The organism is Microbacterium sp. SLBN-154, assembly GCF_006715565.1.
In the GTDB taxonomy this organism is placed as follows: domain Bacteria; phylum Actinomycetota; class Actinomycetes; order Actinomycetales; family Microbacteriaceae; genus Microbacterium.
Genome location: NZ_VFNL01000001.1, coordinates 1099790 through 1115981, shown reverse-complemented (window position 1 = coordinate 1115981; position 16192 = coordinate 1099790). Strand labels below are relative to the sequence as shown.

Here is a 16192-nt window from a genome sequence, read left to right as displayed (position 1 = left end):
AAGGTTCACCCCACAATCACCCTCATTTGACCTCGAAGCGATCCATTCAGGCGCACATAAAGTAGCGTCAGCATCGAGAGTTCGGCGGTGACGTCAGACTCTCGCTCCGACTCCGCAGGTCACCCGAACACCTGCGGCCGGAAACCTCGTTCGGTCCTGTGACCGGCACGTCGCGCCCCAGAACGCGGCGCCGATCGCCGACCCCCCGAATCGCAGGTGCCGTGACCCGTCCCACAGCGCGTCACGGCACCTGTTCTGTCGATCATGAACGGCGCCCACGCGCATCCGCCCGCGCCACGCCGCGTTCCCTGCACGGATGCGCACCCCCTCCCGCGCGTAGAGGAGTGCGTTCTGCGCACATTTGTGCACATACGTGCAAATGAGACGGAATGGGCTTTCTCGCTTTCCTCAGGTGGATAGGGTTCTCGACGGCTCTGGAAACGGTTCCAGGGATCCGACAAGGGAGTTCAGGATTCAATGAGGCAACGACTTCTGCGGCGCAACAGCTTCTGGCTGGTGTTCTCGCTCGTTCTCATGCTCGTGTCTGCGGTAGGGGCGTCGCTGGTGCAGACCGCCGGCGGCAGCGTCGAGGTCAAAGACATGCAGTGGGAGGCGGCCTCGGGCCGCGAGATGAACGCGCTGCTGTTCAAGCCGGTGGCGGCGTCAGCCGACGACCCGCGCCCCGCGATCGTCGTCAGCCACGGCTGGTGGAACAACCGCGAGATGCAGACGGCGAACTACGTCGAGCTCGCGCGTCGCGGGTACGTCGTCGTCTCGATCGACATGTACGGCCACGGCGACTCCGACCCGCTGCCGGCGGGTGAGGAAGCGGTCGGCGGCACCGGAATGTACGACACGGTGAAGCTCCTCGCCGACCTGCCCTACGTCGACACCGAGCGCATCGGCGTCTCGGGGCACTCCAACGGCGCCCGCGCCGCGAACTTCTCCGTCGCCCTCGACAACGAGGCCGACACCCCGCTCATCGCCTCGGTGCTGCTGGTCGACAACGACGCGGTCTACACCGATGAGGAGGGCGCGTACACGAACGTCTACGGCTCCCGCGACACCGGCATCGTGCAGGCGCAGTACGACGAGTTCTTCTTCCGCAGCTACGACGCCGAGGGCAACGCGCTGACCCCGCCGCGCGAGTTCCTCTCCACCCCGAACGCCCAGTCGTTCCTGTCGTTCGGCGCCGACCCGGCCGACGCCGAGCAGCGCGAAGGCTTCGAGGTCTACACCGAGAACGTCGACGGCGATGAGGCGATGCGCGTCATCTACTCGCTGCCGCAGACGCACCCGTGGTCGACGATCTCGAGCGCCGCGGTCGGCCACCTGGTCGACTTCTTCGAGGAGTCGCTGGGGGCTCCGAACCCGATCCCGGCGAGCAACCAGATCTGGCAGATCAAGGAGATCTTCACCACGATCGGGCTCATCGGCTTCGGTGTCTTCCTGGTCGCCTTCACCCGCGCGATGCTCGCGGTTCCGGCCTTCGCCCGCCTTCGCGTGAGCGAACCCGTGCCCGCCGCCGCGCCGACCCGCAAGGGGCTCGCGTGGTTCTGGGGCGGACTCGCGCTCTCGGTCGGCATCTCGGCGATCAGCTACGTGCTGCTGAGCCAAGCCCCCTGGGCGGGCGGCATCGCGTTCGGCGTCACCGACCTCATCGCACCCGGCGTGCCGTGGTTCATCGGGATCTGGGCGGCGATCAACGGCCTCGCGGCCATCGTCATCATGGTGGTGTCGTACCTGGTGTTCGGGCGTGAGAGCGGCCAAGACCTCCGCGCGTCGGGCGTGCTCCCCGGGTGGGGCCGGTTCTTCCAGGGCATCGCGCTGGCCCTCGTCACGGTGGTGGCCGCGTTCCTCGTCGTGTTCGTGCTGGACTACTTCTTCACGACCGACTTCCGCCTGTGGGTGGTCGCGGTGAAGGTGTTCACGCCCGAGAAGATCTGGTTCGCACTGCTCGTGCTGCCGCTGTTCCTGGTGTACTTCTTCGCCAACTCGGTGGCGATCAACGGGTTCAACCGCTTCACGCTGGCGGGCAAGGAGTGGCTGAACACGCTCGTGCTCGCCGTCTTCAACGCGCTGGGCCCGATCATCCTCGTGGTGCTGCAGTACACGACGTTCTTCATCACGGGCGAGACGATCCCGGGCTTCGGGGGCATCTTCAGCATCTGGCTGTTCCCCGTCATCCTGATCCTCGCGGTGGCGGCGGTGATCAGCCGGAAGATCTACCGCGCGACGAACAACCCGTACATCGGGGGCTTCCTGAACGCGGCGGTCGTGACCCTCATCTCGGTCTCGAACTCGCTCGTGTTCGTCTGATACGCGTTCCCGCTTCGGTGACTCGGGCCCGGCGCTTCGGCGTCGGGCCCGAATCGCTGATGAGGAGCAGGGCGAGAGTCGCCCCCGCCGCCAGCCCACCGAGCACGGCCGCGGACGCGGCGACACTCCCCGCCCCGACCCAACCCGCGATCGGGTAGGTCACCAGGTAGCACGCATGCGACAGCGCAAATTGGGCGGCGAACACCAGCGACCGATTCTCGGGGCTCGCGGCCTCGGCAAGAAGACGGCCCGTCGGCGTCGCGATCAACGACGTCCCCGCCCCGAGCACCAGCCATGCGACGAGCATCCCCCACCACGCCGCGCCGCTTCCCGCCGGAGCAAGCGCCGCCGCAACCCCTCCCGCCAGTCCGCCCGTAACGACGACGGCCCCGGCCCGCATGGCGGCCGGCACCGACCACCGCGTCACCGCCCGCGGCACGGCGAGCGCCGCAACCACCGACCCGGCGCCGAACACCGCGAGGGCGAGCGCGACGGCGGCGTCATCCGCTCCCGCACGATCCTTCACGAGCATGACGGTGTTCACCAGCACGAGCCCGACGCCCGTTGCGACGACGACATTCGCAACGAGCACGAAGCGGAGCGACGGCGTGCGCAGGAAGATCCGGGCACCCCCCGCGAGGCGCTGCCAGAACGTGGATGACTCCGTCGAGACGACCCGCGGCACGGCAGCGACGAGCACGAGCACCGCCGACCCAGCGAACCCGAACGCTGTTCCGGCGAACAGCGCCGAGAACGGCACGAGAACCAGCAGCGCGGCGGCGAGCACGGGACTGAGGATCGCCTCGAGGTCGTAGGCGATCCTCGAAAGCGACAGGGCGCGCGTGTAGTCGTCGGGCGCGGGAAGCACCGCGGGGATCAGCGACTGGAACGTCGGCGTGAATGTCGCTGACGCGGCCTGCAGCAGGAAGATGAGGGCGTAGATCTGCCACACCTCGGTGACGAACGGCAGCGAGACGGCCATCACCAGGCGCACGAGGTCGGCTCCGACGAGCACGGCCTTTGCCGGCAGGCGATGCACGAGCGCGGCGATGACCGGGGCGACCCCCACGTACGCCACCATCTTGATCGCGAGCGCCGTTCCGAGGACTGCCCCGGCGGCGGCTCCGGCGAGCTCGAACGCGAGAAGGCCGAGGGCGACGGTGAGAAGACCGGTTCCGACGAGCGCGATCACCTGCGCACCGAAGAGCGCCCGGTATGTCCGATTGCCGAGTACGCTCGCAATACCTGCACGCATGCGAAGATTCTAAGTCACGAGGGATGGCACACTGAACCTGTGAGCCATGACCCGCGCGCACCCGTCGATCCGCAGGACGGGTATGTGGATGTCGCGGCTGAGATCTTCCGGCTCCTGTCCGACCCCACCCGCATCCGCGTCATCCTCGCGCTCCAAGAGGGCGAACGCTCGGTGACCCAGCTCGCGGAGGTCGTCGGCAAGTCGCCGACCGTCGTCTCGCAGCACCTCGCCAAGATGCGCCTCGGTCGCCTGGTGCGCGCGCGGCGCGAGGGAACCACCATGTTCTACAGCCTGATCGACGAGCACGTGCGCCGGCTCGTCACCGAGGCGGTGTTCCAGGCCGAGCACACGGTCGACGACGACCCACGGCACCACCGCGGCCCCGGTCGTTGAGCACGCAAAGCAAGACGACGCCGGACCGGGCGTTTCGTCTCGTCGCTGCGCTCCTCGCTCAACGACCGGTGTGGGTCGTGCGCGCGTTTCGTCTCGTCGCTTCGCTCCTCGCTCAACGACCGGTGTGGGTCGTGCGCGCGTTTCGTCTCGTCGCTGCGCTCCTCGCTCAACGACCGCGCGAATCCCCCCGGTCGTTGAGCGAGCGAAGCGAGACGAAACGCGCGCTTCACCGCCCGAAGACCGGGGCCATCGCCTCCCACGCCTCGGCGCGCACGTACACCGGCGCCTCGTCGATCTCGACGGTGCGCCGCAGAACGGCCCCGCCCGACACCCGCTCGCCGCGGAACGCGTCGATCCACTCGCCCGGCGGCAGCGCCACCTCGTGCTCGACGTCACCCTCGGTCACCACCGGCGACACGAACAGATCCGCCCCGAGGAACCACTGGAACGGATGCGACCACGCACCCTCGAACGACGGGTGATCGAAGTACACCGGGCGCATCAGCGGCACCGACGTGCGCACCGTCTCGCGCGCCGACGCGGCGAGGTAGGGCACAAGCCGCTCCCGCAGCTGCGCGAACGACCGGAACACCGGCAGCACCGACTCGTCGCCGGTCTCGGCGGCGATGTTCCACGGCGTGCGGTCGCGCAGCGGCGTGCGGTGGTGGTTGTACTCGGAGTGGTACTGCATGATCGGCACGAACGTCGACGCCGCCGTCGCCCGCAGGTACAGCTCCGCTGTCGGCAGCGGTCCCGAGAACCCCGCAATGTCCCAGCCCCAGTAGAGGACGCCGCTGGCGGCGGCCGACAGCCCCGCGAACATCGACCAGCGGAACGCCTCCCACGTGGAGTTCTCGTCGCCCGCCCACACGGCGCCGTGGGCGCCGGCCCCGGTGAACCCGGCCCGGCTGAAGGTCACCGGGGCTTTGCCTGCGGAGCGGAGCAGGTCGCCGTACGCCTTCGCGTACGCGACGGCGAAGGTGTTGTTCGCCTCATCGCCGCGCCGGCCGTCGAGGTAGACCAGCTCGCTCCCCCACGCGTGCTCGCCGCCGTCGGTCTTGAACCCGTCGATGCCGACCTCCTCGACGAGGTAGCGCCGCTTGTCCGTCCACCACCGCGCCGCCCGCTCATCGGTGAGGTCGGGCATGGTCGAGAGCGGAAACCACCAGCCGCGGTTGCGGTACGGCCTAAGGCCCCCGCGCGCATCAGGCTCGCGGATCAGCACGTTCTCGCGCACCGCCGCCTCGCGGTCGGCCTTCGCCTGCCCGGTCGGGTGCGGACGCGCTTTCAGCAGCGGGATCTGCCAGAGCAAGACCCGGATGTCGCGCTCGCGCAGGTCATCCACCATCCCCTTCGGGTCGGGCCAGGCGCCGTCGGCGGGGAAGGTGAAGTCGGCGAGCCGGTGCGGTGCACCGTCCTCCGTCACCTCGTACCTGGCGTCTCGGAACGCCGTGAACGTGCTCTCATCGCTCCACGCCTCGATGACGACCGACCCGACGGGTACGTCGTGCTCGCGGTGCAGGTCCATCTGACGCACCACCTCGGCCTGCGTGTTCCACTCATTCCCGCTCGCCCACAGCCGGAACACCCAGTCGGGCAGCTCTTCGGGCCGCCCGGTCTCGGCGACGAACGCGTCGAGCACCTCGCGCGGCGCCCCGTCGTAGAAGGCCACCTCGACGCCCGGCGCCGCCGGCCCGACCTCGGCTTCCACGATGATCCGGTCAGGAGTAGAGCTGCCGATGTCGAACCAGGTGCGCCGGGTCGTCCGCACGTGGAAGCCCCAGCCGTCACCGCCGATCACGTGCGCGAACGGCATCGGCAGGTACGTCTTCCGCGCCGCACCCTGGCTCTTGTACTGCTCGAACACGACGCAGTCGAGAACGCTGCCGCGCTGGTCGAGGGTGTCGAAGCGCTCTCCAAACCCGGTGACGTGCTCCCCGTCCGCCAGTGGCAGAGCGAACCGCACGCGCGACCTCACCCGACCGTCGGTCAGCACCGAGACACTGCCCGGGATGACGCGGCGCGCCCCTACCGCGGTGACGACGTCGTCGGGTGCGGGCTGCCAGGCGGCGACGCCCGTGGAGAACCCGCGGGTGCGCTGCTCTCGACCATCGTCGGTGGTCCCGATAAAGAGGTACGCCAGCGTGCTCCCCGCGTCGGGCGCGGTCGTCTCGAGCACCCATCCGCCGCCGCTTCCCGCCAGTCGCTCCTGCGCGGCGGCGAGGTGACCGTCGGGCTCGGCCGCACCCTCGGCCCGGGCCGGCTCGACACGCGTGAGCGGCTGACTCCGCGTCGTCACCCCACCATCGGGGGCCGTGACCGTGATCTCGGCGACCACCTCGCTCACGTCGGCCGACGCCCGAACGCCCAGGCGCAGCGGCTCGCCGGCGACGGGGTGGACGGGCCAGCGCTGATCGGTCGTCACGAGGTAGGGGTGACCCGATCCGGCCGGTCGGTGGGTGATCATGCGGAGTGCTCCTCACGGGCGCTCGGGCGGCCGAGGTCGACCGCGAGTCGGATGTACATGGCGTGGCTCCACAGCAGCGGGCGCGCCGAGGGCCCCCAGCGCGTCACCCACTCCTCGAGCCGGTCGGGGGCGAGCAGATGGTCTTCGACCTGCTCGGGCATCGCGCCGTCGGCGTCGACGGTCGCTCCGGCCCAGTCGAGCAGCTGCTCCGCGCGCCCGCGGTCGCCCGCGCGCAGCTGCGCGAGCCCCAGGAAGCACGACAGCAGCGGCCACTGCCCGCCGCCGAAGTAGGTGTCGTCGACGAAGCGATGCACGCCGCCGTCGACAGCGAGGTCGGTTTCGATCGCCGAGATGGTCGCGAGCCCCAGAGCGGATGCCGCGGGCACGACGTCCATCACCCCGACAACCGCCGCGAGGCTGGCGTCGACCGCGCTCGAGCCGACCCACTTGACCAGGTGCGGCGCTCGCCCCAAGCCTGCGGCGCTCACACCGCGCGCAGCGATCGCCGCGTCGATCTCCCCGGCGAGCGTCTCGGCGACCTGCCGGTGCTCGGCGCCGAGCACCGGCAGCGCTGCGGCTGCCCGGGCGCCGGCCACGAGGCATCCGAGAGTCGAGATGTGCACGTGCTCGGAGTGCTCTTCCCACCAGTCGAAGCAGGGGCGCTGCCACGATGCGGCGAGGTAGTCGAGGGTGAGCCCGATCGCTTCGGCCCACCGGCCGGGGTCGGCGTTGTGACGGGCGACGTGCGCGCCGACCGCCCAGATCCAGGTGCCGTAGCCGTCGAGCTGGAAGTCCCACCAGTCGTCGTCGCCGTCGCGGCCGTCGAAGGTGAAGCGGGTGGGGAGCATTTCGCTGTCGGCGAGCGGGCGCCCCGCCTGGGCCGCCGCGGCGATCCGCCCGATCTGTGCCGACCGCGAGACGATGACGCCCGCGCACCAGTCGAAGAACCGCTCGGCCGATGCCACCCGACCGGCGCTCGACATCGCGTCGGCAATGAACGCCCCGTCGCGGAACCAGCTGTAGCCGGCGTACGCCGAGAACGTCGGGCTCGCGGGGTACGCGCCAGTGGGGTCTTGCAGGCGTTCGATCAGCTCGATGCTGCCGGCGACGAGGGCCTGCCGGTCGATCTGCGCGGTGTGTGAGAAAGCGCCGGGAGGAGGAACGGTCATGGTGTGTCCTGGAAGGTCGAAGCGAAGAAGGGCGGGCGCGAACGCCCAGGCGCAGGGGGCGACCCGGCGGCGGGGAGTGAGGACCCCGCCGCCGGGTCATCCCGATGTCAGCCGCCGATGACCGCGTTGATGCGCTCCTCGGCCGAGGCGAGCGCGTCTTCGACGCTCTTCCGCCCAGCCTGGGCTTCGACGAGCTCCTCGCTCATGATGTCCTGCATCTCCTGCTGGCCTTCGCCGACCACCGGCTGCAGCGCGACCTCGTCGAGCGAGTCGAACACGGCCTGCCGGTTCTCGGGGTCGCCGCGGGTGAGGTAGCTCTCGAGCTCGGCCTCATCCGAGATGGCGGGCAGCTCCCATCCGGCGTCGAGGCGGATCTGCACCATGACGTCGCTGGAGGTGAGGAACTCCGCGAACGCCTGCGCGGCCTCCTGGTTCTCGGAGTCGGCCGAGACCGCGACGCCGTTGGAGAACAGGGCGCTCGCCTGCTGGGTGTTGCCGGGTTCGACGGCGATGTCCCACCCGAAGGGTACGTCGGCGAAGGCGCCGAACATCCAGATGCCGGTGTGCAGCATGGCGAGGTTGCCGCTGGTGAACAGCTCGGTGTCGAAGTCGGGGGTTCCCTGGCCCTGTTCGATCGTCGGCATGACGGTGCCGCTCTTCTCGACGAGCCACTCGGCGGCTTCGATCCCCTCGGGGGTGTTGAAGGCGACCGCGGTGCCGTCGTCGTTGAGGAACTGCCCGCCGTTCTGGGCGAGCACCTTGTAGAACTCGAAGAAGCTCACCGGCTGGTGGTCGCCCCACACCCCGGCATCCTGATCGGTCAGGGCTTCGGCGGCGGCGAGCTCTTCCGACCAGGTCCAGTCGGCGGAGGGGTAGTCCAGGCCCGCGGCGTCGAAGAGGTCCTTGTTGTAGAAGAGCACGACGGTCGAGAACGAGCTCGGCAGCGCGTACTGCGCACCGTCGGCCTGGTAGGCCTCGAGCACGCTCTGGCGGTAGACCGACGGGTCTTCGACGTCGAGCTCGGCCAGCACGCCGTTGGCCTGGTACTCGGCGAATCCGCCGTACTCGATGTCGAAGACGTCTGAGACGGTGCCGGCAGCGACATCCGTCTGCAAAGCGGTGGCGTAGTCGGCGTACGGCAGGGTGGTGACCTCGACGGTGATGCCGGCGTTCTCTTCCTCGAAGGCGTCGACGATGGTCTGCAGGTTCTCCTCGTTGCCGCCGTTCGAGATGAAGTTGGTGTAGCTGATGGTGACGTTCTCGCTGCCGCCATCGCTGCCGCCCGTGCTGCCGGCGGCGCAGCCGGTGAGCACGAGTCCTGCGGCGACGATGCCGACACCGGCTTTTGCGGTGACTCTCATGGTGGGTATCTCCTTTGATGCGGTGGGACGGGTCCCTGTGGTGAAGAACGGGGGGGTGAAAAAGGGCGGGTCGGGTCGGGTCGGGGCTACTTCAGCCCCGTGTTGGCGACCCCCTGGATGATGTATTTCTGGGCGAAGAGGTAGAGCGCGAGCATCGGCAGGATGCTGATGACCGAGCCGGCCATGACGATGTCCCACTGCGTCGTGTACTGGCCCTGCAGGCCGGCGAGCGCGACGGGGAGGGTCTGCACCTCGGGTGAGCGCAGCACCACGAGCGGCCAGAGGAAGCTGTTCCAGCTGCCCATGAACGCGAAGACCGCGAGGGTGGCGAGGGCCGGACGGATGTTGGGCAGGATGACGCCCCAGAAGATGCGGAAGTGTCCCGCGCCGTCGAGCGAGGCGGCCTCGTCGAGCTGGATCGGCACCTGGTTCATCGCCTGGCGGAGGAGGAACACCCCAAACGCCGCGGCGAGGGTCGGGAGGACGGCTCCGAAGTAGGTGTCGACGAGCCCCCAGGTGCGCAGCTGCGCGAAGAGCGGTACGACCAGCACCTGCAGCGGGATCATCATGGTCGCGAGGTAGATCCCGAACACGACCCCGCGCCCGGGGAAGGGCAGCCGACTGAAGACGTAGGCCGCGGTGGCGCTGGTGAACAGCTGCGCGAGCGTGGTGATGACCGCGAGCAGCAGGCTGTTGCCGACGACGCGGGCGAACGGCACGTCGGTGAAGAGCCGCAGGTAGGCGTCGATGCTCGGGTTCGCGGGGTAGAACGACGGCGTGCCGCTCAGGCCCGTGCCCGGGGAGAGGGAGGTGATGAGCGTCCAGTAGAAGGGGAAGAACATCGCCAGCGCCCCGAGGGCGATCACCACGTGGAGGATGATCGAGCGTGCGCTCCACCGCGTGCGCGGGCCGGTGCGAGGGCGCGGCCGGGTGAGGGTCGTCTCAGCCATAGTTCACCCACCGGCGCTGTCCGCGGATCTGGATGACGGTGACGGCGAGGATGACGATGAACAGCATCCATGAGAGAGCGGATGCTTCGCCCGCACGTCCGTACCGGAAGGTGAGGTCGTAGATCTGCTGCACCACCACCTGGGTCGCCCCTCCTGGGCCGCCGCCGGTCATCGCGTACACCTGGTCGAAGACCTGGAAGCCGTTGATGAGTGAGATGACGAGCACGAAGAAGGTCGCCGGGGAGAGAAGGGGCAGGGTGACCGAGAAGAAGCGGCGCCAGGGTCCGGCGCCGTCGACGCGGGCGGCGTCGAGCAGCTCGGGGTCGATGGCCTGGAGCCCGGCGAGGAGGATCACCATGACGAACCCGATGTCCTTCCATGCCGACGCGAGAATGATCGACGGCATCGCCCATGCCGGGTCGGTCCACCAGCCGGGGCCGTCGATGCCGAAGAACCCGAGCACGGTGTTGACCACGCCGTTGGAGGGATTGAGCAGCCACCGCCAGACGAGGGCGACGACGATCCAGCTCGTGATGACGGGGAGGAAGTAGATGCCCCGGAAGAGGGTGCGGCCGCGGAGCGCGGTGTTGAGCGCGAGGGCGATGAGGAGACCCCCGACGTACACCAGCGGCAGGTAGCCGAGGATGTAGTACAGGGTGTGCCAGAAGATGGCGGCCGTCTCGGGATTGGTGAGCAGCCGCACGTAGTTGTCGAAGCCGACCCACTCCGCGGGGCGGAGGAGGTTCCACTCGGTGAGGCTGATGCCCGCGGCGGCGACCATCGGCACGAGCACGAAGAGGGTGAGCGGCACCGCGCTCGGCAAGAGGAACACCAGCACGGTGAGGGCGTAGCGCAGGCGCCGCGAACCGCGACGGCGCGAAACGGCCGGGCCGAGGGCGGGGGGTCCGTCGACCGGCGGGGTGGCCGTGGCTTGGCTGAGCAGCCCGGTCATCACCGGCTCCCCTGGCCGACGAGGCGCGCGCGGATGAGGCGGCCCTGGTCGCCGACGTCGCTGCCGGTGTCGAAGGGGGTGGCGAGCACGAGGGCCGCGGCGCCCTGCGCCCAGCTGTCGTCGAGCCAGGTCTCGACGTTCACTGGAATGGTGCGGCGGTGGCGCTGCAGGTGCGAGCGGAACGCCGGCTCGAAGCCGGCCGCCCAGTGCGGCCAGGCGACGGTTCCTTCACCGAGCACCACGATGGCCGCGGGGTCGATGACGTGCACGATGCCCGCGAGGGTGCGCCCGAGCAGGCGTCCGGCGTCGCGGTAGAGCGCGACGGCTGCGTCGTCGCCGCGCTCGGCGGCGGCGAGCAGGTCGTCGATGCCGGCGCCCGGATCGATGATGCCCGCCTCACGCGCGCGGCGGACGAGGGCGGCTTCGCCGATGACGGCCTCGAGGCAGCCGAGGTTGCCGCAGCTGCAGAGGGGGCCGTCGTCGGCGACGGGGATGTGTCCGATCTCGCCCGCTCCGCCGGAGGCCGCGCGGAGCACCGTGCCCTCGACGACGATGCCCGCGCCGATACCGGCGCCGATCGTGACGACGAGGAAGTTCTCGTGCGAGCGGCCGATGCCGTAGAGGCGCTCGGCGACCGCGAGGGCGTTGACGTCGTTCTCGATGACGACAGGGAGGCCGATGGCCCCGCGGAGCGCTTCGCCGAGGTGGATGCTGTTCCACCCGAGCACACCGCACTCGACGACGCCGTTGCCCGGTTCGTCGACGGTGCCCGGCACCGCGACCCCGACGCCGAGGAGGGTGACCTCGTCGCCGGCGTCGATGAAGGCTTGGATGCGGTCGGCGAGGTCGAGCACGAAGGTGCTGGCGGTCGCGTCGAAGGGCACCTCTGCCGAGCGGATGACATGCCCCGCGATCCCCACCTCGACGAGGGCGACATGCGTGGCGCTGACCTTGACCCCGATCGCGTGGCCCGCCGACGCGGCGAGGCCGAGCAGTCGCGCCGGGCGCCCGCCGCTGGAGGGCGCCTGCTCGAGCTCGGCGACGAGTCCTTCGCCGATGAGCTGCTTCACCAGCTGAGTGATGAGCGCCGGCGAGAGGTTGAGCGTGCGAGCCAGGTCGGCGCGGGAGGCAGCGCCGTGCGCCCCGAGCTGGGCGAGGATCGCCGACCGATTGACGTCGGTGCGGTGAAGGGACGATGTCATCGTTGACCTCAGATCTTTCTGAACGACTTCATTTAAAACTAAACAAAGTCAGAAAGCAAGAGCGAGTTCCGCGCGGTCGTTGAGCGAGCGCAGCGAGCCGAAACGCCCACCCCCACCCCCCGGTCGTTGAGCGAGCGCAGCGAGACGAAACGCCCCCGCCCGCCCCGCCCGTTGAGCGAGCGCAGCGAGACGAAACGCCCCTACCAGAGCAGCAACGCCAACCCCGAAGCGTTGTAGAGCACATGCGCGACGATCGCCGCCCCCCGGTCGTTGAGCGAGCGCAGCGAGCCGAAACGCCCCCGCCCCGGTCGTGGAGCGAGCGCAGCGAGCCGAAACGCCTCTACCAGAGCAGCAGCGCCAACCCCGAAGCGTTGTAGAGCACATGCGCGACGATCGCCGCCCACAACCGCCCGGTCACCACGGTCAACACCCCGCACCCGACGCCGACCACGAGCGACCCGATGATGAGCCCCACCGGTACCAACGACCCAGCGGCCACGACGTGCAGCAGCACGAACGCCGCGGTCGAGGTCGTGACGGCGACGATCGACGCACCGACCCGCCCGGCGTCTGACAGCGCATCGACGAGCGCCCGCACCATCAGCCCTCGGAAGTACAGCTCCTCGATGATCGGCGAGATGAGCACCGCGGCCGAGGCTGCGATCGCCAACGCGAGGGTCGCGTCGCCCGACAGCGCCCCGCCGAGCGGCCCGCCGAACCCGCCGAGGGTCGGCGCGAGCAGCTCGACGACCGCACGGGCGACGATTCCGACGAACAGTCCATATAAGAGGTCGGTCCAGACCCAGTGACGGATGCCGGTGGCCCGAGCGAAGCCGACGATCGACGTGAACGCTGCGGCAGCCACAACGGCGATGATGAGCGGCGCGTTCGCGGCGAAGATCGACGCGACGGCAGCGATCCACCCGGGCATGCCTGCCCACATGGGTCCGGTCGCGTCGACGACGAAGAGGAGAAGAGCCGCAGCCCCAAATCCGCCGGCGGCGACGAGGAGCGCCCGCCAGGGCTGGTGGTACGACCGGGTGAAGAGATACGGCTGCCCCGGGGTGACGCCCGGGACGGAAGACATAGAGAAAATGCTATCCGCAATGCTCGCGGATGCACGACGCAACGACAGAGACCCCGGGCACCTGCCCGGGGTCTCTGTCTGAATCGTTGTGCTGAGGCCGAATGCCTTACTCGGCGTTGGCGGCCGCGCGGCGGCGAGCCACGGCGGCGGTGATGGCGATGCCCCCGAGGCCGACGGCGCCGGCTCCGAGCCAGATCGCCGCGGCCGGGATCGCGTTGCCACCGGTTGCGGGCAGCGAACCCGTTCCCTCAGCACCCGTACCGCCACCGGCTCCGCCGGAGCCACCGGGGCCGCCGCTGCCGACGGCACCGACGGTGATGCTGATCTGACCGAACTCGCCGGCCGAGTCGAAGACGGTCACCACGTAGGTGCCGGTGATCTGAGGCGCGGTGAAGGTGGCCGATGCAGAGCCGTTGACAGCCTGCTTCTCGACGATGCTGGTCGGGAACTCGGCGGCGAACGCGATCGACGACAGGGTGTTGGGCTCGACGCCCACACCCTCGGTGCCGAAGATGACGGTCCCGTCAGCGACGCCGTTCACGGTGAGAACCGTGGACTGACCGGGCTCCAGGACAGCGTCCCCCGCAGTGACCTCGAGGGTCGCGGTGTAGTCGGCGTCGGCGTTGGCCGCAGCCGCGGTACCGAGAACAAGCAGGCCGGCGACGCCGGCTGCTGCCAGGAATTTCTTGAACATGAGAGACCTCCCACAAGGTCGACGAGGGGTTTAGGGCGCATGCCCGCGGATAGACGGGCAGCCCCAGGCAGTGCCCGGGGCTGTCGTCAGGGACAGATGATCAGCGGTTGGCAGCTGCGCGGCGCCGAGCCACGGCAGCGGTCACGGCGATCCCGCCGAGTCCGACGGCGCCGGCACCGAGCCAGATGGCTGCGGCCGGAACGGCGTCGCCACCGGTCGCGGGCAGCGAACCACCCGTGCCGCCGGTTCCACCGCTGCTCGCAGCGGCAACGGTCAACGTGATGCTGTCAGTGTCGCCGTCACCGTCGGTGATGGTAACCACATATGTGCCACCCGCGGTCGGCGCCGTGAAGGTCGCCTGAGCGGTGCGGTTCTCGTCGGCCTGCTTCACCGCGGTGTCGCTGCCGACGGCAGCGGCGAACGCGATCGAGGTCAGCGTGTTCTCGCTGACACCGGGGCCGCTGGTGGCGAACGTGACAGTTCCGTCGACGTTCTGCGCGGTGATGACAGTTGCCTGACCGGGGGTCAGCGTTACATCTCCCGCGACGGTTTCCACGTCGGTTGCATAGTCGTCGGCCTGAGCAGCAGATGCCGCTCCGAGAACGAGCAGTCCAGCAATGCCGGCTGCAGACAGAGTTTTCTTAAGCATTTCGCGGTACCCCCCACAAGGTCCTGTGCGTCGTAGTCGATATTCAGAATGAACGCGACATGAGAGGCAGCTGTGTGTGAGCTGTGTCGCCGAACGTGACCATCGTACGCACACGGCAAGGGGTTACCGCAACCTGTAAAGTTACTGGGAAGTAACATTTTGTGACCGCTTGTCCCCCGTTCGGGGGACAATGCACGGCGTGTCGCCAAAATCGGGGCCACACTTTCACGCCAAGAACGTGCCCATTAGTGCGAGGACGACGAAGTTCGCGTTGTACAGCGCGTGAATGAGAACGGCCCCCCAAATGCGGCCAGTGAGCAGCACGACGGCGGAGCAGGTGAATCCGAGCAGTGTCGTCGCGATGACAGCGTCGATCGAGACGGTCCCGGTCATCGAGTGAGCCAGAACGAAGAGTCCTGTCGACACCATTGCCGCAATGATCCCGGCAGCCAGATGGCCGAGCGGCCTCCGCAGAATGGTGTAAACCGTCACAAGCACGAGGCCACGGAAGAAGAATTCCTCGATGGCCGGGGCGATGAAGACGGCTCCGAGCACAGCCTCCACCCACCACCCGTCAGCGGTGGCGGCGTCGATCGTCGTGAATGACGGGAGGGATGATTCGCTCGAGACCGACTGGGCGACTGATCCCTGAACGATCCGCAGGGCGACCGCGAGCCCGAGTCCCCACAGCAGATCGAGCGGTCGGAAGCGGAGGAGGCCGACGGGACGAGACCGCCGAAAGACGAGGATGGTGGGCACCAGCATCCCGATCCACACGAGCCCCGTCGCTGCGATCGGAGCCCAGGGCGACGCCCAGACCGTCTCGACCAACGCACCGACGAGAACCCCCACACCGAGACCGATGAGCCCAGCCGCGAACGCCCACTCCCGCCAACGACGAACGGTTCGTCCGCCCACCCGCCAGTCCGTTCGAGGTTTGCGCGAGGACGACCGCCGGGGACGGATGTCGTCAGCCGATGACTCACTCGACGAACCGTGCCGCTCGCGGCGCGAAGGCGCAGCGTCGACGTCGCTAGAGTGATCGAGCACTCGCTCACGTTACCCCGAGGGGGAAAGGTAACCCGGTGTTCGAGATCCTCACGGTGTGCACCGGTAACATCTGCCGGTCGCCCCTGGCCGCCGTCCTTCTGAAGACTCGGCTGGCGCCGCTCGACGTCGTCGTCGGCTCCGCGGGCACCCGCGGCATGACCGATTCGCCGATGACGCCCGAGACTGTCGAGCTCGCGCACGCGCTCGGCGTATCCGCCGATGACACCGAGCTCCACCGCGCACGGTTTCTCGGCGAGAATCACCTCAGCTCCCCCGATGTCATCTTCGCCATGACGCGCGACCACCGTCGCGAAGTGGTCGAGCTCGCGCCGTCGCGGATGCGGTCGACCTTCACGATCCGCGAGTTCGCCCGTCTTGCCGACTCGCTGACCGACCACCAGCTGCAGTCCGCCGCCGCGGCCGGCGGATCTGAGCCGTCATCGCGCGTCCGCGCCGTGGCAGCAGCGGTCGCGTCGCAGCGGGGCCTGGTTCTCCCACCCGCCGACCCCGCCGACGACGACGTCATCGATCCTTACGGTCGCTCGTGGAATACGTATCAGGTGTCGGCTTCTCAGCTCGACCCCGCCGTGAACGCCACCGTCCGAGCGCTCAAGCTCGCCTTCGCCTGACGTCGGGTGGGCGCC

At 69.1% G+C, this 16192-nt stretch carries 14 protein-coding genes; 3 read left to right on the top strand and 11 right to left on the bottom strand.

Annotation, left to right across the window (positions count from 1 at the left end; genetic code table 11):
- The first annotated feature begins 477 nt into the window (after positions 1-477).
- A complete protein-coding gene (locus tag FBY40_RS05615; RefSeq protein ID WP_141937072.1) occupies positions 478-2319 on the top strand; it encodes an alpha/beta hydrolase family protein in 1842 nt (613 codons plus the stop codon).
- On the opposite strand, the gene FBY40_RS05610 is transcribed toward FBY40_RS05615, so the two are convergent.
- Entirely contained in the window at positions 2285-3574 is a 1290-nt protein-coding gene (locus tag FBY40_RS05610) for an MFS transporter (RefSeq protein ID WP_141937070.1), read from the bottom strand. The genes FBY40_RS05615 and FBY40_RS05610 overlap by 35 nt on opposite strands.
- A 39-nt stretch (positions 3575-3613) precedes the next feature.
- Between FBY40_RS05610 and FBY40_RS05605 the strand changes: the two genes are divergently transcribed.
- Complete coding sequence (locus tag FBY40_RS05605; RefSeq protein WP_141937068.1) at positions 3614-3967, top strand: ArsR/SmtB family transcription factor; 354 nt, start codon at positions 3614-3616, stop codon at positions 3965-3967.
- Between the two features lie 226 nt (positions 3968-4193).
- Here FBY40_RS05605 and FBY40_RS05600 read toward each other — a convergent pair whose 3' ends face one another.
- From FBY40_RS05600 to FBY40_RS05555, 10 genes are all read right to left on the bottom strand, one after another.
- Positions 4194-6434: a glycoside hydrolase family 31 protein gene (locus tag FBY40_RS05600; RefSeq protein WP_141937066.1), complete on the bottom strand. Its 2241-nt coding sequence runs from the start codon at positions 6432-6434 to the stop codon at positions 4194-4196.
- Complete coding sequence (locus tag FBY40_RS05595; protein WP_141937064.1) at positions 6431-7603, bottom strand: glycoside hydrolase family 15 protein; 1173 nt, start codon at positions 7601-7603, stop codon at positions 6431-6433. The genes FBY40_RS05600 and FBY40_RS05595 overlap by 4 nt, the downstream gene beginning before the upstream one ends.
- 107 nt (positions 7604-7710) lie before the next feature.
- Positions 7711-8964 carry an ABC transporter substrate-binding protein gene (locus FBY40_RS05590; RefSeq protein ID WP_141937061.1) on the bottom strand — a complete coding sequence of 418 codons (1254 nt, stop codon included), beginning with the start codon at positions 8962-8964 and terminating at the stop codon, positions 7711-7713.
- Positions 8965-9050: 86 nt separating this feature from the next.
- On the bottom strand, positions 9051-9914 hold the full coding sequence (locus FBY40_RS05585) for a carbohydrate ABC transporter permease (protein WP_141937060.1): 864 nt from the start codon (positions 9912-9914) through the stop codon (positions 9051-9053).
- Positions 9907-10866, bottom strand: coding sequence for a carbohydrate ABC transporter permease (locus tag FBY40_RS05580; RefSeq protein WP_124291554.1), 960 nt, complete (start codon positions 10864-10866; stop codon positions 9907-9909). Before FBY40_RS05580 ends, FBY40_RS05585 begins: the two co-directional genes overlap by 8 nt.
- Complete coding sequence (locus FBY40_RS05575) at positions 10866-12068, bottom strand: ROK family transcriptional regulator (protein ID WP_141937058.1); 1203 nt, start codon at positions 12066-12068, stop codon at positions 10866-10868. The genes FBY40_RS05580 and FBY40_RS05575 overlap by 1 nt, the downstream gene beginning before the upstream one ends.
- 340 nt (positions 12069-12408) lie before the next feature.
- Positions 12409-13155 (bottom strand): CPBP family intramembrane glutamic endopeptidase, encoded by a 747-nt coding sequence (locus FBY40_RS05570; protein ID WP_141937056.1) that lies wholly within the window; start codon positions 13153-13155, stop codon positions 12409-12411.
- A 106-nt stretch (positions 13156-13261) separates the two neighbouring features.
- Positions 13262-13849 carry a hypothetical protein gene (locus tag FBY40_RS05565; protein WP_141937054.1) on the bottom strand — a complete coding sequence of 196 codons (588 nt, stop codon included), beginning with the start codon at positions 13847-13849 and terminating at the stop codon, positions 13262-13264.
- A gap of 100 nt (positions 13850-13949) precedes the next feature.
- On the bottom strand, positions 13950-14405 hold the full coding sequence (locus FBY40_RS05560) for a hypothetical protein (protein WP_141937052.1): 456 nt from the start codon (positions 14403-14405) through the stop codon (positions 13950-13952).
- Between the two features lie 318 nt (positions 14406-14723).
- Positions 14724-15416 (bottom strand): CPBP family intramembrane glutamic endopeptidase, encoded by a 693-nt coding sequence (locus FBY40_RS05555; RefSeq protein WP_235014602.1) that lies wholly within the window; start codon positions 15414-15416, stop codon positions 14724-14726.
- A 167-nt stretch (positions 15417-15583) separates the two neighbouring features.
- Between FBY40_RS05555 and FBY40_RS05550 the strand changes: the two genes are divergently transcribed.
- Positions 15584-16177 (top strand): arsenate reductase/protein-tyrosine-phosphatase family protein, encoded by a 594-nt coding sequence (locus FBY40_RS05550; protein WP_141937050.1) that lies wholly within the window; start codon positions 15584-15586, stop codon positions 16175-16177.
- Positions 16178-16192: the final 15 nt, after the last annotated feature.